This window comes from Achromobacter sp. 01N37 (assembly GCF_056399725.1).
Window position 1 is genome coordinate 512670 of the sequence record NZ_JBFTRX010000003.1, and the last position, 21641, is coordinate 534310.

25 protein-coding genes are annotated in these 21641 nt (G+C 64.6%); 17 read left to right on the plus strand and 8 right to left on the minus strand.

Annotation, left to right across the window (positions count from 1 at the left end):
* The first annotated feature begins 29 nt into the window (after window positions 1-29).
* The 3 genes from mmsB to AC1DSJ_RS08510 all read left to right on the plus strand — a co-directional run bounded on the left by mmsB (window position 30) and on the right by AC1DSJ_RS08510 (window position 2128).
* On the plus strand, window positions 30-920 hold the full coding sequence (gene mmsB, locus AC1DSJ_RS08500; RefSeq protein WP_054425810.1) for a 3-hydroxyisobutyrate dehydrogenase: 891 nt from the start codon (window positions 30-32) through the stop codon (window positions 918-920).
* 1 nt (window position 921) lies between these two features.
* On the plus strand, window positions 922-1359 hold the full coding sequence (locus tag AC1DSJ_RS08505) for a PaaI family thioesterase (protein WP_342066552.1): 438 nt from the start codon (window positions 922-924) through the stop codon (window positions 1357-1359).
* Between the two features lie 79 nt (window positions 1360-1438).
* On the plus strand, window positions 1439-2128 hold the full coding sequence (locus tag AC1DSJ_RS08510; RefSeq protein WP_054425805.1) for a VIT1/CCC1 transporter family protein: 690 nt from the start codon (window positions 1439-1441) through the stop codon (window positions 2126-2128).
* A 116-nt stretch (window positions 2129-2244) separates the two neighbouring features.
* Here the strand turns inward: AC1DSJ_RS08510 and ygfZ are convergent, their stop codons facing one another.
* A complete protein-coding gene (ygfZ, locus tag AC1DSJ_RS08515; protein WP_342066551.1) occupies window positions 2245-3243 on the minus strand; it encodes a CAF17-like 4Fe-4S cluster assembly/insertion protein YgfZ in 999 nt (332 codons plus the stop codon).
* A 153-nt stretch (window positions 3244-3396) separates the two neighbouring features.
* On the opposite strand from ygfZ, the gene mltG reads away from it, so the two are divergent.
* The 13 genes from mltG (at window position 3397) to AC1DSJ_RS08580 (ending at window position 16024) form a co-directional block, all read left to right on the plus strand.
* Entirely contained in the window at window positions 3397-4602 is a 1206-nt protein-coding gene (gene mltG / locus AC1DSJ_RS08520; RefSeq protein ID WP_441371275.1) for an endolytic transglycosylase MltG, read from the plus strand.
* Entirely contained in the window at window positions 4599-5222 is a 624-nt protein-coding gene (gene tmk / locus AC1DSJ_RS08525; protein ID WP_054425801.1) for a dTMP kinase, read from the plus strand. Before mltG ends, tmk begins: the two co-directional genes overlap by 4 nt.
* 8 nt (window positions 5223-5230) lie before the next feature.
* A complete protein-coding gene (holB, locus tag AC1DSJ_RS08530; RefSeq protein ID WP_054425799.1) occupies window positions 5231-6283 on the plus strand; it encodes a DNA polymerase III subunit delta' in 1053 nt (350 codons plus the stop codon).
* 68 nt (window positions 6284-6351) lie between these two features.
* Window positions 6352-7122, plus strand: coding sequence for a TatD family hydrolase (locus AC1DSJ_RS08535; protein WP_175168455.1), 771 nt, complete (start codon window positions 6352-6354; stop codon window positions 7120-7122).
* Between the two features lie 38 nt (window positions 7123-7160).
* A complete protein-coding gene (locus AC1DSJ_RS08540) occupies window positions 7161-8060 on the plus strand; it encodes an ankyrin repeat domain-containing protein (protein WP_441371276.1) in 900 nt (299 codons plus the stop codon).
* A gap of 209 nt (window positions 8061-8269) precedes the next feature.
* The gene (locus AC1DSJ_RS08545; protein ID WP_054425794.1) at window positions 8270-9010 is read left to right on the plus strand and encodes an IclR family transcriptional regulator; all 741 of its coding nucleotides are present in this window, start codon (window positions 8270-8272) and stop codon (window positions 9008-9010) included.
* Between the two features lie 190 nt (window positions 9011-9200).
* The gene (locus tag AC1DSJ_RS08550; protein WP_054425792.1) at window positions 9201-9944 is read left to right on the plus strand and encodes a transporter substrate-binding domain-containing protein; all 744 of its coding nucleotides are present in this window, start codon (window positions 9201-9203) and stop codon (window positions 9942-9944) included.
* Window positions 9941-10609 carry an amino acid ABC transporter permease gene (locus AC1DSJ_RS08555; RefSeq protein WP_054425790.1) on the plus strand — a complete coding sequence of 223 codons (669 nt, stop codon included), beginning with the start codon at window positions 9941-9943 and terminating at the stop codon, window positions 10607-10609. Before AC1DSJ_RS08550 ends, AC1DSJ_RS08555 begins: the two co-directional genes overlap by 4 nt.
* Window positions 10606-11394 (plus strand): amino acid ABC transporter ATP-binding protein, encoded by a 789-nt coding sequence (locus AC1DSJ_RS08560; protein WP_054425789.1) that lies wholly within the window; start codon window positions 10606-10608, stop codon window positions 11392-11394. The genes AC1DSJ_RS08555 and AC1DSJ_RS08560 overlap by 4 nt, the downstream gene beginning before the upstream one ends.
* Window positions 11391-12338 (plus strand): formimidoylglutamase, encoded by a 948-nt coding sequence (gene hutG, locus AC1DSJ_RS08565; RefSeq protein WP_054425787.1) that lies wholly within the window; start codon window positions 11391-11393, stop codon window positions 12336-12338. Before AC1DSJ_RS08560 ends, hutG begins: the two co-directional genes overlap by 4 nt.
* 308 nt (window positions 12339-12646) lie before the next feature.
* Window positions 12647-13936 carry a Glu/Leu/Phe/Val family dehydrogenase gene (locus AC1DSJ_RS08570; protein ID WP_054425785.1) on the plus strand — a complete coding sequence of 430 codons (1290 nt, stop codon included), beginning with the start codon at window positions 12647-12649 and terminating at the stop codon, window positions 13934-13936.
* A 201-nt stretch (window positions 13937-14137) separates the two neighbouring features.
* A complete protein-coding gene (locus AC1DSJ_RS08575) occupies window positions 14138-14617 on the plus strand; it encodes a thioesterase family protein (protein ID WP_346552028.1) in 480 nt (159 codons plus the stop codon).
* Window positions 14618-14914: 297 nt separating this feature from the next.
* On the plus strand, window positions 14915-16024 hold the full coding sequence (locus AC1DSJ_RS08580) for a porin (RefSeq protein ID WP_175168459.1): 1110 nt from the start codon (window positions 14915-14917) through the stop codon (window positions 16022-16024).
* A 287-nt stretch (window positions 16025-16311) separates the two neighbouring features.
* On the opposite strand, the gene AC1DSJ_RS08585 is transcribed toward AC1DSJ_RS08580, so the two are convergent.
* From AC1DSJ_RS08585 to AC1DSJ_RS08610, 6 genes are all read right to left on the minus strand, one after another.
* Window positions 16312-17127, minus strand: a complete 816-nt coding sequence (locus tag AC1DSJ_RS08585) for an RsiV family protein (RefSeq protein ID WP_054425776.1) — start codon at window positions 17125-17127, stop codon at window positions 16312-16314.
* Window positions 17128-17158: 31 nt separating this feature from the next.
* Entirely contained in the window at window positions 17159-17935 is a 777-nt protein-coding gene (locus AC1DSJ_RS08590) for a lipoate--protein ligase family protein (RefSeq protein WP_054425774.1), read from the minus strand.
* Window positions 17932-18207 (minus strand): lipoate protein ligase C-terminal domain-containing protein, encoded by a 276-nt coding sequence (locus tag AC1DSJ_RS08595; protein WP_054425772.1) that lies wholly within the window; start codon window positions 18205-18207, stop codon window positions 17932-17934. Before AC1DSJ_RS08595 ends, AC1DSJ_RS08590 begins: the two co-directional genes overlap by 4 nt.
* 26 nt (window positions 18208-18233) lie before the next feature.
* Window positions 18234-18698 carry a GNAT family N-acetyltransferase gene (locus tag AC1DSJ_RS08600; protein WP_441371277.1) on the minus strand — a complete coding sequence of 155 codons (465 nt, stop codon included), beginning with the start codon at window positions 18696-18698 and terminating at the stop codon, window positions 18234-18236.
* A gap of 18 nt (window positions 18699-18716) precedes the next feature.
* Complete coding sequence (locus tag AC1DSJ_RS08605) at window positions 18717-19418, minus strand: glutathione S-transferase N-terminal domain-containing protein (RefSeq protein ID WP_441371278.1); 702 nt, start codon at window positions 19416-19418, stop codon at window positions 18717-18719.
* A 134-nt stretch (window positions 19419-19552) separates the two neighbouring features.
* Window positions 19553-20458, minus strand: a complete 906-nt coding sequence (locus AC1DSJ_RS08610; protein WP_054425766.1) for a DMT family transporter — start codon at window positions 20456-20458, stop codon at window positions 19553-19555.
* 124 nt (window positions 20459-20582) lie between these two features.
* Here AC1DSJ_RS08610 and AC1DSJ_RS08615 point away from each other — a divergent pair, with 124 nt between their 5' ends.
* A complete protein-coding gene (locus tag AC1DSJ_RS08615) occupies window positions 20583-21050 on the plus strand; it encodes an Lrp/AsnC family transcriptional regulator (RefSeq protein ID WP_054425764.1) in 468 nt (155 codons plus the stop codon).
* 16 nt (window positions 21051-21066) lie between these two features.
* Here the strand turns inward: AC1DSJ_RS08615 and AC1DSJ_RS08620 are convergent, their stop codons facing one another.
* Entirely contained in the window at window positions 21067-21558 is a 492-nt protein-coding gene (locus AC1DSJ_RS08620) for a glutathione peroxidase (protein WP_441371279.1), read from the minus strand.
* Window positions 21559-21641: the final 83 nt, after the last annotated feature.

A 21641-nucleotide genomic window follows, 5' to 3' on the forward strand; every position in this document is an offset into this window, starting at 1 on the left:
ATAGCAATAGCAACAGGAGACAAGACATCATGAGCAGTATTGCGTTTATCGGTTTGGGCAACATGGGCGCGCCCATGGCATTGAATCTGGTCAAGGCCGGACACAGCTTGACGGTGTTCGATCTGGTGCCAGCGGCCGTCAAGCTGTTGACTGATGCGGGGGCGCGCGCGGCGGCCTCGGCATCCGAAGCCGTCAAGGGCGCCGACGTCGTGATTTCGATGTTGCCGGCCAGCAAGCACGTCGAAGGGCTGTATCTGGGCGAAGACTTGCTGGGCAAGATTCCATCCAGCGCGCTGGTCATCGAATGCAGCACCATTGCGCCGGACTCCGCGCGCAAGGTGGCGCAGGCGGCCGACGTGCGCGGCATCGCCATGATTGACGCCCCGGTATCTGGCGGCACGGGCGGGGCGGCGGCAGGCACGCTGACGTTCATCGTGGGCGGTCAGTCCGCCGCGCTGGAACGCGCGCGTCCCGTGCTGGAAAAGATGGGCAAGAACATCTTCCACGCCGGTCCGGCGGGTGCGGGCCAGGTCGCCAAGATCTGCAACAACATGCTGTTGGGCATCTTGATGGCGGGTACGTCCGAAGCGCTGGCGCTGGGCGTGGCCAATGGGCTGGACCCGAAGGTGCTGTCCGACATCATCGCCAAGAGCTCGGGCCGCAACTGGGCCACCGAACTCTACAACCCGTGGCCGGGCGTCATGGAGCATGCGCCGGCGTCCAAGGGGTATGCGGGTGGTTTCGGCGTCGACCTGATGCTGAAGGACTTGGGGCTGGCGGCCGAAGCGGCGCTGTCGGCACGAGCGTCCATTCCGTTGGGTGAGCTGGCGCGCAATCTGTATTCGCTGCACAGCTCGGGCGGCTCGGGCAAGCTGGATTTCTCCAGCATCGTCAATTTGGTCAAGCGCGAGCAAGACTGACATGAGCGAGCATGTGTCGTCGCCTGACCCGGCCGCGCGGGTCAAGGCAAGTTTCGACCAGCAAAGCGTGATGCGCCTGCTGGGCGCCGGGCTGGATGTGGTGGAGCGGGGCAGGGTGGATATCGTGCTGCCTTACCGGGCTGACCTTTGCCAGCAGAACGGCTTCTTGCACGCGGGCATTTCCACCACCATTGCCGACAGTGCGGGCGGTTATGCCGCCTTCACGCTGTTCAACGCGGGCGAAGATGTGCTGACGTCCGAGTTCAAGATGAACTTCCTGGCGCCGGCCAAGGGCGACCGCTTCGTGGCCAGCGGCCGCGTGGTCAAACCGGGCAAGCGCTTGTCGATCTGCCAGGTGGAAGTTCACGCCTACGAAGGCGAACAGGCCACGCTTTGCGTGATAGGCTTGCTCACCGCGGTACGCGTGACGCCGCGATGAATCCGGCGCGCGGCGCGTCCTGCCCTTGACGGGGCGGGGCGCGCCGCGCGCTTGTCGCGTGTCGCTTGGGTATCGGGCAATGCCAGCAAAAGAACACCATCGAATTTTTCGCAGCAACTGGCTGCGTGCGGCCGTCTTGGGCGCCAATGACGGCATTGTGTCCACGGCCAGCCTGATCACCGGCGTGGCGGCGGCGCAGGCCACGCATGGCGCCATCCTGACATCGGGTCTGGCCGGGCTGGTTGCCGGGGCCTTGTCGATGGCGGCGGGCGAATACGTATCCGTGCGGTCGCAGGCGGATACCGAGGCGGCGGACTTGCGGATGGAGCAGCGGTCCCTGAAGGGCAACTCCGAGGAAGAACTGGCCGAGCTGATCGATATTTATGTCGAGCGCGGGCTGACGCGCGAACTGGCGGCGCAGGTGGCGCGCCAGCTCACCCAACATGATGCGCTGGACGCTCATGCGCGCGACGAACTGGGCATATCCATCCATAACCGGGCCCGTCCTGTGCAGGCGGCGGTGGCGTCCGCCGCATCGTTTGCGGGCGGCGCGGCTCTGCCGCTGGTGGTGGCCCTGATGGCGCCCGGGCCGCAATTGATTGGGTGGGTGATTGGGGCGTCGGTGCTGTGTCTGGCCGGACTCGGGGCGTTGGCCGCAGGGGCGGGCGGCGCGCCCAAAGGGCCCGCCGCGCTGCGCGTCACGATACTGGGCGCGCTGGCGATGGCGGTGACTGCCGGCGTGGGTGCGCTGTTCGGCGTCGCGGCGTAACGCTTCGGCTTGGGTGCGTAACGCTTCTTTGTGGGGGGCTACGCGTCGTTGTCGCAGCGTAACGCTTCGTGGTGGCCACCGTCGAGCCGGTGGCCACGCACCGCGCCAACTACGGCTTACGGGGTGATGGAGTAGGGCAGCGCCGCGGTCGCGATGCGCGGGCCGTCTACGGCACCCAGCCGCAGATCGCCTTCGGGCAAGGCGGCAAGCGTCGTTTCGAACAAGACGGATGCGACCCCGCCCAGGCTTGCTGCATCCACCACGCGGCCAATCGGCTCGCCCGGCTGGGTGGCGTCGAAAACATCCACGCCCGCCAGCGTCGCGCCTTGCTCGCCGGCGTCGGCAACGGTGCCATACGCCATGCGGCGCTTGACGGTGCCACGGTAGTGGCTACGCGCCACGACTTCCTGGCCGGGGTAGCAGCCTTTGGTGAAGCTCACGCCTTGCACCAGTTCCAGGTTGACCGTTTGCGGGATGAAAACGTCCTGGGTAGCCGTGGCGATCCAGGGGATGCCGGCCGCCAGATCGGCCACTTGCCATTGCGCGGCGGGGGCCAGGCCCAGCACGCCGGACAACGCGGCCGACTGTTCCAGCTGTTCGTCGGACGCTATCCACCACCAGCGCAGGCGCGCATCGGGCGTGGGCGCGGCGATCCAGGTGCCGGACGGCAGGTCCACGCGCTGCCAGGCGGCGCGCGGCAAGGGGCCGGTTACGGCTTCCAGTGCAGCGGCATCTTCCTCCGTCACCTGCACCCCGGCTACATTCAGCAAGGTGGCGGCAAGCTTGACCTTGGCGCGCAGCACAAACATGGACAAGCGCTTGAGCAGCGCTTGCGACAAGTCTTTGCGGATCAGGCCGTAGAGCTGCGGAGCGTCATCGCCAGCGGCGGCGCCGCGCCACATGACCAGCGTGGCCAGCAGGCGGCCCTTGGCGGTGCAGTAGCCGGCCAGGCGGGCGGCGTCAGCAGGCAGGCCGGTGACGTCTTGCGTCAGTTGGCCGTGCAAAAAGGTCAGGGCGTCTGCGCCGGATGCGCTGAAGACTTGAAAATCTTCCAGCGGCGCGCATTGCGCGCAACCTTCGGCGCGGACAGGAATCGAAGAGTAGAAAGCGTGCATGTCGGCGGAGTGATCGCGTCATCAAAGTGCAGATGATAGCCGCCTTCCTGCGGGCAATGGGCCATCCCCTCGCGGGGAAAAGGGCCGCCCCGTGCACTCTGACCCCTCTTTTGCCGCGACAGGTCCGCCTGATCCATTAAACTTCCGGGACTTATGAAGAAGCGACTCCGTTTTTACGTCTTGTGGTCTTTCCTGCTCATCGTGATTGCCGCTGCGGCAGCCGTGGGCGCCGCCTGGAGCTGGATGCATCGGCCCATGCATTTACCGGCCGACAGGATCGATTTTGTAGTGGACCCGGGCAGCAGCCCGCGTACGGTCGCGCGCGCGCTGAATGCCGTGGGCGTGCCGATGTGGGAACCCGGCTTTGTCTGGATGGCCCGCCTGACCGAGCAAGACAAGCTGATGAAGGCTGGTGGCTATCAAGCCATTAACGGCGACACGCCGTGGCTGCTGCTGGAACGGCTGGCTCGTGGCGACATGACCCAGCGCCAGATCACGTTCCTGGAAGGCTGGACGTTCCGCCAGATTCGCCAGGCCCTGCGCGAGAACCCGGACGTCAAACAAACCTTGGGCGACACCAGCGATGAAGCGCTGATGGAGCGGCTGGGTTCCGACATCAAGCACCCGGAAGGCCTGTTCTTCCCGGACACCTATATCTTCACCCCCGGCAGCACCGACTTCGATCTGCTGCGCCGCTCTTACCAGGAAGGCCAGCGCATCTTGCAGGACACCTGGGCCAAGCGCCAATCGGACCTGCCCGTCGCCACGCCCTATGAAGCCTTGGTGCTGGCGTCCATCATCGAAAAGGAAACCGGCCATGGGCCGGATCGCCGCCGCGTGTCGGGCGTGTTCACCAACCGGCTGAAGATCGGCATGCTGCTGCAAACCGATCCCACCGTGATCTACGGCATGGGCGAGGCCTATCAAGGCCGCATCCGCAAGCGCGATCTGCAAACGGATACGCCGTGGAATACCTATACGCGCCCGGGTTTGCCGCCCACGCCCATCGCAGCGGCGGGCCGCGCGGCGCTGCTGGCTGCGGTGCAGCCCGAGCAACACAAGTACCTGTTTTTCGTGTCGCGGGGCAATGGCACGAGCGAGTTCGCCGAGAACCTGTCCGGGCATAACCGCAATGTGTCCCGCTACATCCTGGGCCAGGGCGCGCGTCCGAACGCGACGCCGGCTCCGGCCGGGGCCCCGGCGGCCGCGCCGGCCGCTTCCACGAACGCCGCGCCTTCCTCTGACGCCAGCGCGGGCCGCGGCACTGGCACGGGCACTGGCACTGGCACTGGCACGGGTACTGGCGCCAGCGCCGACTCCGATTCCGATTCCGACTCAGCACAAGGACAAGATCAATGACCTCACGCGGACGCTTCATTACGCTGGAGGGCGTGGACGGCGCGGGCAAGAGCACGCACACCGACTGGATCGCGGACTTCTTACGAGCGCAGGGCGTTGAGGTCGTCTCGACCCGCGAACCCGGCGGCACGCCGCTGGGTGAAAAACTGCGCGCCCTGGTGTTGACCGACACCATGGGCCTGGACACTGAAACACTGCTGATGTTCGCGGCGCGCTGCGAACACGCGCGCCAGGTGATTGAGCCGGCCTTGGCGCGTGGCGCCTGGGTGGTGTGCGACCGCTACACCGACGCAACCTACGCCTATCAGGGCGGCGGGCGCGGCTTGGGCGCCGAGCGCGTGGCCGTGCTTGAGCAATGGATGCAGGCCGGCCAGCCCGACCGCACCTGGCTCTTCGATGTGCCGCTGGACGTGGCCCGTGCCCGCCTGGCCAATGCGCGCGAACCCGACCGCTTCGAACGCGAAGGCGCAGCCTTCTTCGAGCGCACCCGCAACGCGTATCACGAACGCGTAAAGGCTGATCCCGACCGTATTCACGTCATCGATTCCACCCAGTCGATTGCGCAGATCCGCACCGAGCTTGAAGCCGGGCTGCGGGCGCTGCTGGCCGTGAAGGCGTGAGCGCGGGCATGAGCGCACCTCAATTCCTGCCCTGGCAGATGGAGACGGCGCGGGCCTGGCTGGGCAACCGCGACCGCTTCGCCCACGCGTGGCTGGTGCATGGCCTGGCCGGCATCGGCAAGCTGGATTTCGCGATCGCCGCCGCCGCCAGCCTGCTCTGTGAAACGCCCGATAACGGCCTGGCCTGCGGCCATTGCGCCGCCTGTGCCTGGTTCGCCAGCGGCAATCACCCCGACTTGCGCCGCATCCGGCCCGAGGCGGTGGCCGTGGAAGAGGGGGCGGATGCCGCCGCTGATGCCGCGGAAGACGCTGAACCCGCCACGGGCGCGGCCAAGCGGGCGCCGTCCAAGGAAATCCGCATCGATCAGATTCGGTCGCTGGAGTCCTGGTTCAACACGGCGACCCACCGGGGCGGATGGCGCGTGGCGCTGCTGTATCCGGCGCATGCGCTGAATGTGGTGTCGTCCAACGCCTTGCTCAAGGTGCTGGAAGAGCCGCCGCCACACACGGTGTTTCTGCTGGTGGCCGACGCGCCAGACCGCTTGCTGCCAACGCTGGTGTCGCGCTGCCGGCGTTTGCCGCTGCCTGCGCCCGACCCTGACACCGCGTTGCAATGGTTGCGTGCCCAGAATGTTGAACCTGCCCGCGAATGGCTGGCGGCTGCGGGCGGCGCGCCTTTGGCTGCGCTGCGCTTGGCGCAAGCGGGTGACACGCCTTGCCCACCGTGGTTGCAGCAACTGATCGGCCCCTTGGCCCAAGGCCAGACGCCAGACGTCGGCACGCTGGCCGAGTCGCTGGAAAAAGTGCCCGCCACCGAATGGATCGACGCGTTGCAACGGCTGTACACCGACCTGATGCTGGCCAGCGCGGGCGCGCCCGTGCGTTACTTCCCGGCATTGGCGGCGGGCGTGGCCCAGGTCGCCACGCGCATGAATACCGCGCGCGTGGCGGAAGCCGCACGCTGGCTGACGCGGCAACGGGCGCTGGCCACCCATCCGCTGAACGCCAAGCTTTTTGCGCACGCCACCCTGCAACGCGTGGTGCTATCCTGCCAGGCGTAAGTCTCTGATCCAGCGGCGTTTTGCCCGAAAACGGGCAGGGCGCCGCGGTCTCTTTATGTAGTCAAAACATGTACGTCGATTCCCACTGTCATTTGAATTTTCCCGAGCTGGCGGCCGATTTGCCGGGCATTCTTGATCGAATGGCCGCCAACCAGGTCACCCACGCGCTGGTCGTCAGCGTGAACATGCCGGAATGGCCTGGCCTGATGTCGCTGGTCGAGCCGCAGCCCAATTTGTGGGCCTCGGTGGGGGTGCACCCCGACTACGAAGACACGCCCGACCCTGAACCCGAAGAGCTCGTCCGCCTGTCGGCCCACCCCAAGGTGGTGGCCATTGGTGAAACCGGGCTGGACTATTACCGCTTGTCCGAGCCCTTGGATTGGCAGCGCGAACGCTTTCGCCGCCACATCCGTGCCGCGCGCGAGACGGGCTTGCCGCTGATCGTGCACACACGCGCCTCGGCCGAAGACACGGTGCGCATGCTGAAGGAAGAGCAGGCGGCTGAAGTGGGCGGCGTGATGCACTGTTTCACCGAGAACTGGGAAGTCGCGCAAGCGGCGTTGGACCAGAATTTCTATATCTCGCTGTCGGGCATCGTCACGTTCAAGAATGCGCAAGTGGTGCATGAAGTGGCGTCCAAGGTGCCGCTGGACCGCTTGCTGATCGAGACGGACTCGCCGTATCTGGCGCCGGTGCCGTATCGCGGCAAACTGAATGATCCGTCCAAGGTGATCCACGTGGCCGAGAAGATTGCCGATCTGCGAGGCATCACGGTGGCCGAGGTGGCGCGCGCATCAACTGATAATTTCTTCCGTCTTTTCAATAAGATAAAGAAATAAGTTCATCTAATTTATTTAAAGTCACTTCTAGGATAGCCATGACCGCCTACGCTCCGACCGCCCGTCACGTCTTGTTGTCGCGTTGCCGCGGCGCGCTGCTGGCGCTGGCCATCGGGCTGGCGGCGCCGATGGCGCACGCCGCCAATCCTGGCGATTGGTGGGTCTATGTGGCCAACGACTATCCCGACGACATCAAAGACCTGCTGGCTCACGGGTCCGATCCCAACGTGCGCTACAAGAACGGCCAGCCGGCGCTGATGCGTGCGGTGGTCGATGGCGCCTGGAAGGTGTTTGACGTGATTGCCGCCGACAAGCGCACCGACGTCAACGCCGAGAACCCGGCGGGTGAAACCCCGCTGATGTACCTGGCGATTGCCGGCCAGACCGAGCGGGCCAAGAAGCTGATTGCGCGCGGTGCGCAGGTGAATCGTCTGGGCTGGACGCCGTTGCACTATGCGGCGTCCAAGGGGCAGATGGAAATGGCGCGCATGCTGCTTTCCAAGAAAGCCATGGTCAATGCGCCGGCGCCTGGCGGTGAAACGCCCTTGATGATGGCGGCGCTGGGTGGCAATAAAGACATGGTCGATCTTCTGGTGAAGGCGGGCGCCGATGTGACGACCCGCGATCTGAAAGACCAAAGCGCGGCCGACTGGGCGCGCAATGGCAAGTCGGCAGCGCTGGCCACCGAACTGACGGCCATGGTCGCGCGCGCCGACGACGCCAAGCGCGCCCGCCGCGCCACGAATCCTGTGCCGGCGGAAGCCGAGCCGGTGCCGGTGCAGGACACCGCCGCGCTGCCGCCCGCGGTGGCGCCGTCGGCGGATGCTCCGGGCGCTCCGGCGCCGGCCGCGTCAGCTCCCGCCCCAGCCACCCCCAACGTGGGCGGCGTGTCGGGCGTGCGCCTGAACAACTACGACGACAAGCCCGCCGCGCCTTAAGTCAGACGCCACGGCAGCGGCCGAGCCCAGGCTCGGCGCCGCCCCGCTTGAAATGCTCGAAAGGGACAGATCCAAAGACCGCTATGCGGTCTTTTTTTTCGTACTCTTCCTGGGGTTTTCCCTGTTTATTCTCAACTGTCGGGAATAAAAGAAAGGATAACCACCACAAATTGATAATCTCAGCGCCTTATTGCTAGGAGTTGAGTGTGATGTCGGATTCCTCGGTGGGGGCGGGCGCAGATCGCGTTCTCTACGTGTTGGCCACGCTGGCCCGGCACGATGGCCCCCTGACGATCGCCGCGCTGGCCGAGAAAACGGGTCTGGCTCAAAGCACCCTGTATCGCCAGGTGGCGCTGCTCAAGCGCTGGGGTTTCGTGGCTGAACACGAAGGGGAATACGGACCTGGGCCGTTGTGCGTGCAACTGGCCTGGGGCTTTGATCAATCGTCGTTTCTGATCCACGAAGCGCAGCCTGACATGGCGTCGCTGGCGGCGGCCTCGGGTGAAACCATCGGCTTGCTCGTGGCGGTGAAAGATCAGGCCGTCTGCCTGGACATGGTCGAAAGCCAGCATCCGCTGCGTTGCTCGTTCACCAAAGGCCGTGGCCTGCCGCTGGCGCGCGGCGCCTCGGCCAAATCCCTGCTGGCCTTCATGCCCTTGGCCCGTTTGCAGGCCGCGCTGGCCTATCTGGCCGACGAAGCCGGCGTAGACGCGGCGCGTCTGGCCGATGAACTCGAAGCCATCCGCGAGCAAGGCTACGCCGTGACCGATAGCGAAGTGGATGCGGGCGTGTGGGGCGTCAGCGTGCCGATTTTTCAGCGGCCCAACCAGGCCGTCGCATCCATCACGTTGATGGCGCCGTCGACCCGCGCCGCCCAGCGTCCCGACGCCTTGATCGCCATGACGGTTGCCGCCGCCCGCCGTATTTCCGAACGATTGAAGGTGCATTGACGCGCCAAAAACGGAATCTGCACCGCCGCTACATTTCCTTGAATTCCACGCTGTAGCTTTTTTTCACCCCCCGTTTTTCGACGTACCGCATTCGCCGCACCGTATTCGCCACGCCATTTCTGCCGCCTCACTTTTCGCTATTCCTCTTCCGCCGTACTCATCGCCGTACCTCTTTCCCATAGGACTGACCATGACCACTCGCCGCACACTGCTGACTGCCGCCCTGACGCTGGGCCTGGCCTGGAGCGCTGGCTCCGTGCACGCCCAGGAAACCATTCGTGCCGTCACCGACGCCACCTTCCCGCCGATGGAGTTTGTCAAAGACGGCAAGCGCACGGGTTTCGACATCGAACTGGTTGAGGCGCTGGCCGGCGCCATGGGCAAGAAAGTCGAATGGATCGACATCGACTTCAAAGGCCTGATCCCCGCGCTGCAAGCCGGCCGCGCCGACATCGCCGTGTCCGCCATTTACATCACGCCCGAGCGCAGCAAGGTCGTTGACTTCACCGACCCCTACTACGCAGGCGGCCTCGTGGTGCTGACCAAGACGGACAGCCCCATCAAGACGCTGAAGGATCTGGATGGCCGTAAGGTGTCGGTGCAGGTGGGCACCAAGTCGGTCAACTATCTGAAGGAACACTTCCCGGCCGTGCAGCGCGTGGAAGTCGAGAAGAACCAGGAAATGTTCAACCTGGTGCAGATCGGCCGCGCGGAGGCCGCCGTGACCGGCAAGCCCGCCGCCAAGCTGTTCGCGCAAAGCACGACGGGGCTGACCGTGTTGAACGATCAGATCACAACCGAGGACTACGGCATTGCCGTGCCCAAGAGCAAGCCCGAGCTGACGCGCGACCTGAACGCCGCGCTGCAAAAGCTGAAGGCCGACGGCAGCTATCAGGCCATCGTGAACAAGTGGTTTGAGGCCCCCGCGAAATGAACCTGGAATTCGCTCCCGTCTTCGCCGACTTCGACAGCCTGATGCGGGGCGCGGTGGTTACCGTTGAGGTAACCGCTGGCGCCTTGTTGCTGGGCTGTGTCATGGGCCTGCTGGTCGGCGTCGGCCGCCTCAACCCCAAGCGCTACATCATCTATAACCTGTGCAGCACGTACCTGCTGTTCTTTCGCGGCACCCCTTTGCTGGTGCAACTGTTCATCTGGTTCTTCGGCCTGCCGCAGTTCGGGGTGACGCTGCCGGCGTTCGCGTGCGGCGTGTTGGGCCTGGGCATGTATTCCGGCGCGTACGTGTCGGAAATTGTGCGCGGCGCAATTCAGTCGGTTGACCGCGGCCAGACGGAAGCGGCGCGCTCGCTGGGCATGTCGTCGGGTCAGGCGATGCGCATCATCATCCTGCCGCAGGCAGTGGTGCGCATGATTCCGCCGCTGGGCAATGAGTTCATTGCGCTGATCAAGAACTCGGCGCTGGTGTCGCTCTTGACCATTCACGATCTGATGCACGAAGGGCAGAAGATCATCAGCGTGTCGTATCGCTCGCTGGAAACGTATCTGGTGGTCGCTTTGATTTATCTGGTCCTGACCACGGCCGCGATGGTGATTTTGCGCAAGGTGGAACAACACCTGCGCGCCGGGGGGATGGTGCAATGAACCAATTTGGCGCTCCGCAGGAAATGATCCGCATCCGCGGCCTGCACAAGTCTTATGGCGAACATGCCGTGCTGAAGGGCATCGATTTCGACGTGCTGCCTTCGCAGGTGGTGGTCGTGATCGGGCCCAGCGGTTCCGGCAAGAGCACCTTGCTGCGCTGCTGCAATGGTTTGGAAGTGGCGCAGGCCGGCACCGTGGACATCTGCGGTCAGACCTTGCTGGACGATGGCGAACTGCTGCCCGAGGCGGCGCTGAACCAGCTGCGCATGCAGGTGGGCATGGTGTTCCAGGGCTTTAACTTGTTTCCGCACTTGTCGGTGCTGGATAACGTGACGGTGGGCCCGCGCAAGCTGCGCGGCATGGGCCGCGACGAGGCCAATGCGCTGGCCGAAGACCTGCTGAAGAAGGTGGGTCTGTCGCAAAAGACCGCCGCCATGCCCGCCAGCCTGTCTGGCGGACAGAAGCAACGCGTGGCGATTGCCCGCGCGTTGGCCATGCAGCCCAAAGTCATGTTGTTTGATGAGCCGACCTCGGCGCTGGACCCGGAGCTGGTGGGCGAAGTGCTGCAGGTGATGAAGCTGCTGGCGCGCGAAGGCATGACGATGATGGTGGTGACGCACGAAATGGGCTTTGCCCGTGACGTGGCCGATGTGGTCGCCGTGATGGATGGCGGGGTGATCCTGGAATCCGGCACGCCGGAAGTGATCTTCAGCCAGCCGCGCGAACCGCGCACCCGTGAATTCCTGCAAGCCGTGCTGAATGCGGGGCAGGGGGCAGCGGCATGAGCGCGGTGCAGTTGGACAAAACCCTGTGGAAGGCGCGCGACGACAGCGCCGAACAAGGCGACACGCGCCGTCTGGCGCACATTGTCGAAGCGGCCGCTGGCCAGGTGGAAAAGGGCGAGCCGGTGTTGCTGGGCTTTGCCTGCGACGCGGGCGTCGCCCGTAACCAAGGGCGTATCGGCGCGGCGGAAGGCCCGGCTGGCATCCGCAAGTTCATGGCGGGCTTGCCGGCGCATGGCTTGACCCGCTTGCTGGATGCGGGCGATGTCACCTGCGAAGGCGACCAGTTGGAGGCGGCGCAGGAGCAACTGGGCCTGCGCGTGGCCGATCTGCTGGCGCAGGGCGCCCGCCCGGTGGTGTTGGGCGGCGGGCACGAAATCGCCTGGGGCAGCTTCCAGGGCCTGGCCCGCTGGCTGGAATCCCGAGGCGACAACGAGCCCGTGCTGGTGCTGAACCTGGATGCGCATTTCGACCTGCGCACCGGACGCCCGGGCAGCTCGGGCACACCGTTCGACCAGATCGCCCACTACTGCGAGGAACGCGGTCGGCCCTTGCAATACGCCTGCCTGGGCGTGTCGCGGCTGGCCAATACGCCGGCGTTGTACGCGCGCGCCGCCGAAGTGGGCGCCGTGTGGGTCGAAGACCGTGACATGCAGGAACGCCACCTTGAAGCCCGCCTGGCCAACGTCGACGCCTTGCTGGCGCGGGCGCGCCACGTGTACCTGACGATCGACCTGGACGTGCTGCCGGCCGGCGTCATGCCCGGCGTTTCGGCGCCTGCGCCTTACGGGGTGCCGATGGCCGTGGTTGAGGAAATCGTGCTGCGCGTGAAGGCCAGCGGCAAGTTGCGGCTGGCCGATATGGCGGAATACAGCCCGCGTTTCGACATCGACGGGCATGGCGCGCGCGCGGCTGCCCGGCTGGCCTGGCAGTTGATGTCGGCGTGATGGCGATGCGGAATTCGCATCGCTTTTTGTAGTGACGCAGGCGGTGCAAGCAAAAGGGGCGGCTTCCAGGGAGGCTGCCCCTTTTTTCATCGATGCCCGCAAAGCAAATACATGCGCGACTTGCGGCTGGCCGAGGGTGGACGCGTCCGGATTGCCGGCTTAGGATAGGGGCAGCTTTAAGACCGGGCTTGTGACCCGTACGGTATCCGCAACATTAATACGTCCCCATTTAATATATTTTATATTTAAATGGGGACGCTATTACTTTCGTGGATAAAATGGCGCAACTTTGTCAGGAGATCATGCTCATGTCTCACACACCCACCCATGCCTTGCCGTCTTATCTGAATGCCGATGACCTCGGCCCCTGGGGTAATTACCTGCAACAAGTCGACCGGGTCACCCCGTACCTCGGCTCTCTGGGACGGTGGGTTGAGACCCTGAAGCGCCCGAAGCGCTCGCTGATCGTCGACGTGCCGATCGAACTGGACAACGGCACCATCGCCCACTTCGAGGGCTATCGCGTGCAGCACAACGTGTCGCGCGGCCCGGGCAAGGGCGGCGTGCGTTTCCACCAAGACGTGACCCTGTCTGAAGTGATGGCGCTGGCCGCGTGGATGTCGGTCAAGAACGCCGCAGTCAACCTGCCGTACGGCGGCGCCAAGGGCGGCATCCGTGTCGATCCGCGCAAGCTGTCGCAATCCGAACTCGAGCGCATGACGCGCCGCTACACGACCGAAATTGGCGTGATCATCGGGCCGTCGAAAGACATTCCCGCCCCTGACGTGAACACCAACGCCCAGACCATGGCCTGGATGATGGACACGTACTCCATGAACGAAGGCGCCACCGCCACCGGCGTGGTCACCGGCAAGCCGATCGCGCTGGGCGGCAGCCTGGGCCGTGTCGAAGCCACCGGCCGCGGCGTGTTCGTCGTGGCGTGCGAAGCCGCACGCGACCTGAACATCGACGTCTCGAAGGCCCGCGTGGTCGTGCAGGGCTTCGGTAACGTGGGCGGCACCGCTGCCCGCCTGTTCCATGAAGCCGGCGCCAAGGTCATTGCCGCGCAAGACCACACCGGCACCGTGCACAACGCCGAAGGTCTGGACGTGCACAAGCTGCTGTCGCACGTGTCGCAACACGGCGGCGTGGGCGGCTTCTCGGGCGGCCAGGCCATGGACAAGAACGAGTTCTGGACGCTGGAAACCGAATTCCTGATCCCGGCAGCCCTGGAAAGCCAGATCACCGTCGACAACGCCGCCAAGGTGCGCGCGAAGATCGTGGTCGAAGGCGCCAACGGCCCGACCACCCCGGAAGCGGACGACATCCTGGCCGAACACGGCGTGTATGTCGTGCCGGACGTGCTGGCCAACGCCGGCGGCGTGACGGTGTCGTACTTTGAATGGGTGCAGGACTTCTCCAGCTTCTTCTGGAGCGAAGAAGAGATCAACCAGCGCCTGGAACGCATCATGCGCGAAGCCTACGCCGCCGTGTCGCAAGTGGCCAAGGAACATAAGGTCACGCTGCGCACCGCTGCGTTCATCGTGGCTTGCACCCGGATTCTGCAAGCGCGCCAAGTGCGCGGCCTGTATCCGTGATGTCTGAATCGGCGGTGCGTTCCTGAACGCGCCGCTGAGGAGGCAGAGGAAGACAAAAACAGAAATCGCCCCGAAAGGGGCGATTTCTATTGCGCGGGCGGAATCCTTCAACTGGGGAAAATGGGGGCGGCACGGATGCCGGAACCTGCATAGAATGTGCCGTTGCCCGCCTTGGGCCCGGCCCCTTTGTCTGGAGTACCCATGACGCATGCCTTGCCGTCCACGACCCTTGCCGTGGACCCCGCCTGGATCGACGCCTACGGCCATCTGAACGCCGCCCACTACGTGGGTATCTTCGACCGCGTCGGTTTTGAACTCTTGGGTCAGGTTGGCGTGGGGCTGGACTACACCGAGGCCACGCGTTGCGGTATCTACACGATGAACATCTACGTGGCCTACCTGCGCGAAGTGCTGGAAGGCGACCCCCTCATGCTGCGCATCCGTCTGTTGGAAGCCGACAACAAACGGCTGATGTGCATGATGGAGCTGATCCAGACGCGCGACGGCTACCTGGCCGCCACCATGGAGCAGCTCTCCTTGCACGTGAACCTGGATACCCGGCGCGCCACCCCGTTCCCCGAAGCGCTTGCCCAGCGGCTGGCGCGCACCGTGGAAGAACATGCTGCACATCCGCTGCCGAAGGAGTATCGTCGGCTTCTGCCATTGAAGGGCGCGCGCTGACACGCTACCTTCCTGGCGTCGGTCTTTCCCCCTTTTCCTTTCCAGCAGTTGCTGTTCTGGCAGTTGCCTTCCTAGCACGATGAAATGACGCCTTTGCGAGCCCGTTGGGGGTCGCAAAGGGTGTGTAGTTAAGGCCACAACGAGGCACTTTTTTTTCGAGATCTGGGACGAGTAGCCCTTGCGTCTGGAAAACTGACACATTGCGTCCCTAGAATTTGTTCCTGCCATGTGCCGCACGCCGCTTGCGATGCAAGCCAAGCCACCTGCGCATGTATGTTCAATCAAAGGGAATATGTAATGAAAAAGACTCTGCTCGTCACCGCGCTGTTCGCCGCCTTGTCCGGCGTGGCTCAAGCCGAAACGTCGGTGACGCTGTACGGCCTGATCGACACTGGTATCGGCTACCAGCGCATCAAGGGCGATGGCTACCACGAATCGAAAGTCGGCATGGTCAACGGCGTGTCGAGCGGCTCGCGTTGGGGCCTGCGTGGCGCCGAAGATCTGGGCGATGGCCTGAGCGCCGTGTTCACCCTGGAAAGCGGCTTCAACTCCGGTAACGGCCAGTCGGGCCAAAGCGGCCGCCTGTTCGGCCGCCAAGCCACCGTCGGCCTGAAGGCTGATTCGTGGGGCCTGCTGGAATTCGGCCGTCAGACCAACATTGCGTCGAAGTACCTGGCAGCGATCGACCCGTTCGCCGGCAGCTACGGCCAGGCTAACGTTGGCGTGGCCTTCAGCGCCGCCAACACGGTCCGCTACGACAACATGGTGCAGTACTCGACCCCGTCGTTCAGCGGCTTCCAGTTTGGCGTTGGCTACTCGTTCAACGCAGCTGACACCACCGCCGCCCAAACCGGCTTCAAGACCGCCGACAACACCCGCGCCATCACGACCGGCCTGCGTTACGTCAACGGCCCGCTGAACGTGGCTGCCACGTACGACCAGCTGAACCCCGCCAGCCAGCTGAACAACGACGCGACGCCCAAGTCGTGGTCTATCGCCGCCGCCTACGACTTCGAAGTGGTCAAGCTGGCGCTGGGCTTCGGCCAGACGCGTGACGGCTGGTTCACCGGCCAAAGCATCAACTCGTTCGGCAGCGGCAGCCCCACGGCCAGCAGCTTCGGCACGAACGTGGCCGTCTCTGGTTTCAAGGCCAATTCGTACCTGGTCGGCCTGACCGTGCCGCTGGGCGCCAGCAGCATCCTGGCGTCGTGGCAGCGTGCTGACCCCAACGGCAACCCGCTGACCGCCGGCAACGACTCGACGATGAACGTCTACAGCATCGGCTACACGTACAACCTGTCCAAGCGCACCAACCTGTACGCGCTGGGTTCGTACGCCACCGACTTCGCGTTTGTTGACGGCGTCAAGAGCTCGGTCGGCATCGTGGGTGTCCGTCACCGCTTCTAAGCGCCTGACGTGAGCGGGCGGCGCGCCATCGGTGCGCGCCGCCGGCTCCTTCATGCCGCGGTTGTATTGAGCGGACTGGGCGTCTTACCCGGCCACAGACGCGAAAAAAGCGGCCACCTCCCTAGCTCCACCCCCAGTCCGCTCACCCGAACCCCGGCCTCGAAGAGGCCTTGCGCCGCCTGGCGCGAGCAACCACCGGCAACGGGCTGCATGCCCGGTGCCGGTTGTCGCATTTCAGGTGCAGCACCATCGCAGCGGCTGGCAGCCGGCTGTTCATGCGCCAAGGATCACGACTTCGGCAACAGCTCCGGCTTCAAAATGCCGCGCAGGTCCGCGTACGGAATGCTGAGTTCCGGCTCGCCGTGCGAGTAGGGCGCGATGGAATAGGCGTCGTACTTCACCACGATGCCGTCGCGGGTCAAGGCGTAGTTGTCGCTTTCCTGGAAGGGCCACATCTTGTTGTAGCTGGCCGGGTCGCGCTTGGCGTCGGGGTTGCTGGTGAGCCATTTTGCGTGCGCGCGCTGCAAGGCGGCGACGTACTCTGCGCGGCGGCCCGGAATCAGGGCTTCGTCCAGGCTCATGACGCGGCCCCGCGAACGTTCCCAATTCAAATATTGCGTCGCCGGGATGCCGTGCGCGGCGCCGGTCAGGAACTGTTCGGTGTGCAGTTCAATCGACACGATGTCGCCCACGGTGTCTTTCACGCTGGCCTTGAAGTAGGTGGCGTCGCGCGGTCGCGCCGTGGACCAGAAGTACTGCGTGTATTCCGACAGCGTGTCGTAGGCGCCGCGCCGGTTGGCGTCGGTGCCGGTCATGTAGGCCAGCACGTGGTCAACCAGCGCCGTCAACTTGGGGTTGCCGGGAAAGGCGACGCTGTCGATTTCAATGTGGGGGCAGTCGCCCTCGCAGCCGGGTTTGTTCGATGCCCACTTGATGCGTTCGGTGGACAGGTCGCCCACCTTTTCCGCCGTGGTGCTGCTGGTGGTGGGCGTGGCGAGCGTGATGTTCGCCGGGGGCGCACTGCTGCAGCCGGCAAGCGCCAGCAGAGCCGCGCCCAGAATCAAACCGCTTATCGCGCCTTGCGGCGTGAACGTGCGACGCATTGAACTACCTCCACAAATTCATCAACTGCCGTCAGGGCACGACGCCGGTCCATTCGGCTGAAGAGAATTTCTCGTCAGCCTGTTGCTGCGCTTTGGCCAGCGTATCGCTGCCAATCTGCCCGGGGGTCAGACGATGCAGGCTGGCAAAAGTTTCCAGCATGCGGTCAATGATGACCTCGCGCGCCAGGCCCGTCTGCGTGCGCAGCGGGTCCACGCGTTTCTTCGCGCTGGTGGTGCCTTTGTCAGACAGCTTCTCGCGGCCGATACGCAAGACTTCGACCATTTTATCGGCGTCGATGTCATAGGACATGGTCACGTGGTGCAGCACCGCGCCCGCGCGCCGGGCTTGGGCGGCGCCGCCGATCTTGCCAATGTCGGAGGCGATGTCGTTCAGCGGCTGATACCAAGCCTTGATGCCCAGGCCTTGCAGCGCGGTCAGCACCCAGGCGTCCAGGAAGGCATAGGACTCCTGGAAGCTCATGCCGTGAACCAGGGCTTGCGGGGCGCTGAGCGAATAGGTGATGGAGTTGCCGGGTTCGATGAACATCGCGCCGCCACCGCTCACGCGGCGCACGACTTCGATGCCGTGGCGTTTGGCGCCTTCCGGGTCGACTTCATTTTTCAGGGATTGGAAACGGCCGATCACGACGGCGGGGGCGGCCCATTCCCAGATGCGCAAGGTCGGCGGGCGTTGGCCTGCGCCGACCTCATCGGTGATGACGGCGTCCAGCGCCATGTGCAGCGCGGGCGCCTGGGGGGCTTCATGAATCAGTTGCCAGTCGTAGTCGTTCCAGTCAGTGCGCGTCATGCAAGCGCCCTCCGCAACACTACAGCCACGGCTTCGGCGGAAAAGCCGAACATCTCGGCGTCGGCAGGCAGGGCGGATTGCACGGCAACGGCCAGTTCCAATTCGCCGGCATCGGCCGGCATGCCGTTCAAGCCGGCGTTGATGGCCTCAAGCGCTTCGGGCGGCTCAAGAAAGAAGTCGCCGCTGATGCGCACATTGGCCAGGCGGCCGTCGCGCACTTCGAGATCCGCAACGACCAGTTTGCCGCCGGGGACTTTGTATTCGCCATGCATGGGCTTTCCTTGAATCAGTACAAACACTACAGGCTGAGTTTCATGCCGTCATGGGTGGCCACGAAACCCAGGCTTTCATAAAACCGGCGCGCATCCGGGCGGGCGCGGTCGGTGGTCAGTTGAACGATGCCACAGCCTTGCAGGCGGCATTGCTCGATTGCCCATTCGAACGTGGCGCGTCCCAGGCCCTGGCCGCGTGACGACGACGCGATGCGGACGCTTTCGATTTGCCCGCGCCATTGTCCCAGCCGCGACAAGCCGGGTATGAACGATAACTGCAAACAGCCGACCAGGTGTGAATCCTGCTCAACCACGGCCAGGAACTGATTGGAATCCTGCGCAATGGCCGCGAACGCCGCGGTGTAGCGCGGGTTCAGCGGAACCGAGGCGTCCTCGCGCGTGGCGCCCAATTCGTCGTCGGCCAGCATGGCGACGATCTGCGGCAGATCTTCCTGGCGTGCGCGGCGAAAAACCCGTTGCGGATGAGACATGGCGCGTGCTCCAGAGCGTTAGCGGGGCAGGTTCTGCGAGGTCTGGCCGAACAGGATGCGGCGCGATTCTTCATCACTGATGGACGGCGCGGTATTGATGGTGTCGGCCAGCGCATAGGCGCGTTGGGTGGCCGGGCGCGCGGCGATGGTGTTGAACCAGCGTTGCAGGTGCGGGAAGTCCTTCAGGTCTTGGCCCTGTTTGGCGTGCGGCACGATCCAGGGGTAGGCCGCCATGTCGGCAATGGAGTAGTCACCGGCGACGAATTCGCGGTCGGCCAGGCGCTTGTTCAGGACGCCGTACAGGCGGTTGGTTTCCTTGACGTAGCGGTCGATGGCGTAGGTGATGCGTTCTTGCGCGTAGCCGGAAAAGTGGTGGTTCTGGCCGGCCATGGGGCCCAGGCCGCCCATCTGCCAGAACAGCCATTGCGAGACTTCGGCGCGGCCGCGCACGTTGGCGGGCAGGAACTTGCCGGTTTTCTCCGCCAGGTATTGCAGGATGGCGCCCGACTCGAACAGGGAGATCGGCGCGCCGCCATCGGCCGGGTCTTGGTCAACGATGGCGGGGATGCGGTTGTTCGGCGCGATGGCCAGGAATTCGGGTTTGAACTGATCACCGCGGCTGATGTTGACCGGGTGAATTTGATAGGGCAGGCCGGTTTCTTCAAGGAACAGCGTGATCTTGTGGCCGTTGGGGGTGGTCCAGTAGTAGAGATCGATCATAGGGTGTGTCCGCAGAGTCATGGCGCCGCCGGCGGGGCCGGCGGATGGAAAGGCCATGATAGCGGGGCCGTATGCGCAGCCCCCCGAATAACCGGGGCCGGGGGCGGGTTTCTACGTGTGCGCGGCGGGGGGCTTCAGACCGCACCCGGCCGCGCCCGGCCCGGCAGCCGCCACGTCCAGTTCAAGCTGACGCCGGCCGCGGCCACGAAGATCAGCGCCACCCCGATCACCTGCGTGGCGTCCATGCGGTGACCGTAGACCGCGAAGTCCAGCATGATCGCCACGGCCGGGTAGATGAAGCTCAGCGCGGCGGTCGACGTCGTCGGCAGCTTCTGGATGGCCGAGTACATCAGGATGTACATCAGGCAGGTATGGATCACGCCCAGCGCCACCAGATACCCCCATTGCAAGGGTGCTGCGGGCAGGGCATTGAAATCCGCCATCGGCAGCAGCATGATGGCCCCAAGCGTGACCTGCACCAGCGCCAGCACCTGAGGCGGAATACCCTTCAGCCGCTTGACGATGATGGCGGTGACGCCATACAGCGCGGCGGCCCCCAGGCCCAGCATCAGGCCCGACAGATAGGCCGCGCCGCCCGCGCCCGCGGTGTCCGTCAGACGCAGCACCAGCAGCAGGCCGGCAAACGCCACGACGGACCACGCCAGTTTGCCGCGCGTCGGGCGTTCGCCCAGGAACAGCACGCCCAGGCCGATCAGGAAAAAGGGTTGCACGTTATAGACGGCGGTGGCCAGCGAGATCGACGCCAGCCGGTAGGCGGAAAACAGCAGCACCCAGTTCAAGACCAGTGCGGCGCCGGCCACCAGCGCCAGGGCCAGCGTTTTGGCGGTGAACAAGCCGGGCTTGAGCAGGCCCCGCGCCCAGCAATACAGGAACAGTGACAGGGCGCCGAAGACGCAGCGGAAGAAGACGACGTTCCAGGCGCTTTGCCCGGACTCCAGGACGAAGACGCCCAGCGTGCCGGATAAGGTCATGGCGGCGGCCATTTGCGCCAGGCCTAGGCGTTCTGATGCGGGGTTCATGAGGGTTCTCCGGCGGGCCAGTTGGCCACAAGGTGCGATGGAGAAATTATCCCAGGCGGATCAACGCGGTTATATGATGTTCGCGTGGTGCTTTTGACGTCAAACCTTGTTTTAGGTGGAATTTATGCAAAACGACCTAAAAAACGAAAACCCGGTCTTGGACGGTATTGACCGCCGTCTGGTGGAGACCCTGTCGGCCAATGCGCGCACCACCACGGCCGATCTGGCCCGGCAGGTGGGTATGTCGGCGCCCAGCGTGGCCGACCGCCTGCGCAGGCTGGAAGAATCGGGCGTGATCCGCGCCTACACCCTGGACGTGGACCCCGTGGCGCTGGGGTACACGCTGGAAGCCATCGTGCGCATCCGGCCGTTGCCCGGGCAATTGCGCCACGTCGAAGGGCTGATTCAAGAGATTCCGGAATTCGTCGAATGCGACAAGGTGACGGGCGATGACTGCTTCATCGCCCGCGTGGTGCTGCGGTCTATCTCGCACCTGGATGGCATTCTTGAACGCGTGACCGAGTTCGCCGAAACCAACACCGCCATCGTCAAGGCGCATACCGTGCGCCGCCGGTTGCCGCCATTACGCTAAGACGGCGGGCGCCGTGTCAGACGGGCGCGGACAGCGCCCGCTCGATATCGTCCTTCAAGCCGGCGGGCGTATCGGTGGGCGCATAGCGCTTGATGACCTGCCCGTCGCGGCCCACCAGGAACTTGGTGAAGTTCCACTTGATGCCTTCGGTGCCGAAGACGCCGGGCTTTTCGCCTTTGAGCCAGCGGTACAACGGGTGCGCGTCGGCGCCGTTGACGTTGATCTTGGCGTACATCGGGAAGCTGATGTCGTACTGCGTTGCGCAGAAATTGCGGATCTCGGATTCGCCGCCGGGCTCTTGATGGCCGAACTGGTCGCAGGGGAATCCCAGCACCGTCAGGCCGTCATCGCGCAGCGACCGGTAGAGTTCTTCCAGGCCTGCATATTGCGGCGTGAATCCGCACTTGGACGCCACGTTCACCACCAGCAGCACGCGGCCCCGGTAGGTGCTCAGGGACTGTTCGGCCCCGTTGATGTCGCGGGCGGAGAAATCGAAGATCGTGCTCATGCGGGCTCCTGTTTCAGGCGCGGGAAGCGATTGCGTCAATGCGCCGGATTGCTCGCCGAGTGTAGCCCCTGCGCCTTGATGAC

Excerpts from the sequence above, each read along its gene's own strand:
- mmsB (WP_054425810.1), top strand. The coding sequence starts at position 30 with ATGAGCAGTATTGCGTTTATCGGTTTGGGCAACATGGGCGCGCCCATG.
- AC1DSJ_RS08505 (WP_342066552.1), top strand. The coding sequence starts at position 922 with ATGAGCGAGCATGTGTCGTCGCCTGACCCGGCCGCGCGGGTCAAGGCA.
- AC1DSJ_RS08510 (WP_054425805.1), top strand. The coding sequence starts at position 1,439 with ATGCCAGCAAAAGAACACCATCGAATTTTTCGCAGCAACTGGCTGCGT.
- ygfZ (WP_342066551.1), bottom strand. The coding sequence starts at position 3,243 with ATGCACGCTTTCTACTCTTCGATTCCTGTCCGCGCCGAAGGTTGCGCG.
- mltG (WP_441371275.1), top strand. The coding sequence starts at position 3,397 with ATGAAGAAGCGACTCCGTTTTTACGTCTTGTGGTCTTTCCTGCTCATC.
- tmk (WP_054425801.1), top strand. The coding sequence starts at position 4,599 with ATGACCTCACGCGGACGCTTCATTACGCTGGAGGGCGTGGACGGCGCG.
- holB (WP_054425799.1), top strand. The coding sequence starts at position 5,231 with ATGAGCGCACCTCAATTCCTGCCCTGGCAGATGGAGACGGCGCGGGCC.
- AC1DSJ_RS08535 (WP_175168455.1), top strand. The coding sequence starts at position 6,352 with ATGTACGTCGATTCCCACTGTCATTTGAATTTTCCCGAGCTGGCGGCC.
- AC1DSJ_RS08540 (WP_441371276.1), top strand. The coding sequence starts at position 7,161 with ATGACCGCCTACGCTCCGACCGCCCGTCACGTCTTGTTGTCGCGTTGC.
- AC1DSJ_RS08545 (WP_054425794.1), top strand. The coding sequence starts at position 8,270 with ATGTCGGATTCCTCGGTGGGGGCGGGCGCAGATCGCGTTCTCTACGTG.
- AC1DSJ_RS08550 (WP_054425792.1), top strand. The coding sequence starts at position 9,201 with ATGACCACTCGCCGCACACTGCTGACTGCCGCCCTGACGCTGGGCCTG.
- AC1DSJ_RS08555 (WP_054425790.1), top strand. The coding sequence starts at position 9,941 with ATGAACCTGGAATTCGCTCCCGTCTTCGCCGACTTCGACAGCCTGATG.
- AC1DSJ_RS08560 (WP_054425789.1), top strand. The coding sequence starts at position 10,606 with ATGAACCAATTTGGCGCTCCGCAGGAAATGATCCGCATCCGCGGCCTG.
- hutG (WP_054425787.1), top strand. The coding sequence starts at position 11,391 with ATGAGCGCGGTGCAGTTGGACAAAACCCTGTGGAAGGCGCGCGACGAC.
- AC1DSJ_RS08570 (WP_054425785.1), top strand. The coding sequence starts at position 12,647 with ATGTCTCACACACCCACCCATGCCTTGCCGTCTTATCTGAATGCCGAT.
- AC1DSJ_RS08575 (WP_346552028.1), top strand. The coding sequence starts at position 14,138 with ATGACGCATGCCTTGCCGTCCACGACCCTTGCCGTGGACCCCGCCTGG.
- AC1DSJ_RS08580 (WP_175168459.1), top strand. The coding sequence starts at position 14,915 with ATGAAAAAGACTCTGCTCGTCACCGCGCTGTTCGCCGCCTTGTCCGGC.
- AC1DSJ_RS08585 (WP_054425776.1), bottom strand. The coding sequence starts at position 17,127 with ATGCGTCGCACGTTCACGCCGCAAGGCGCGATAAGCGGTTTGATTCTG.
- AC1DSJ_RS08590 (WP_054425774.1), bottom strand. The coding sequence starts at position 17,935 with ATGACGCGCACTGACTGGAACGACTACGACTGGCAACTGATTCATGAA.
- AC1DSJ_RS08595 (WP_054425772.1), bottom strand. The coding sequence starts at position 18,207 with ATGCATGGCGAATACAAAGTCCCCGGCGGCAAACTGGTCGTTGCGGAT.
- AC1DSJ_RS08600 (WP_441371277.1), bottom strand. The coding sequence starts at position 18,698 with ATGTCTCATCCGCAACGGGTTTTTCGCCGCGCACGCCAGGAAGATCTG.
- AC1DSJ_RS08605 (WP_441371278.1), bottom strand. The coding sequence starts at position 19,418 with ATGATCGATCTCTACTACTGGACCACCCCCAACGGCCACAAGATCACG.
- AC1DSJ_RS08610 (WP_054425766.1), bottom strand. The coding sequence starts at position 20,458 with ATGAACCCCGCATCAGAACGCCTAGGCCTGGCGCAAATGGCCGCCGCC.
- AC1DSJ_RS08615 (WP_054425764.1), top strand. The coding sequence starts at position 20,583 with ATGCAAAACGACCTAAAAAACGAAAACCCGGTCTTGGACGGTATTGAC.
- AC1DSJ_RS08620 (WP_441371279.1), bottom strand. The coding sequence starts at position 21,558 with ATGAGCACGATCTTCGATTTCTCCGCCCGCGACATCAACGGGGCCGAA.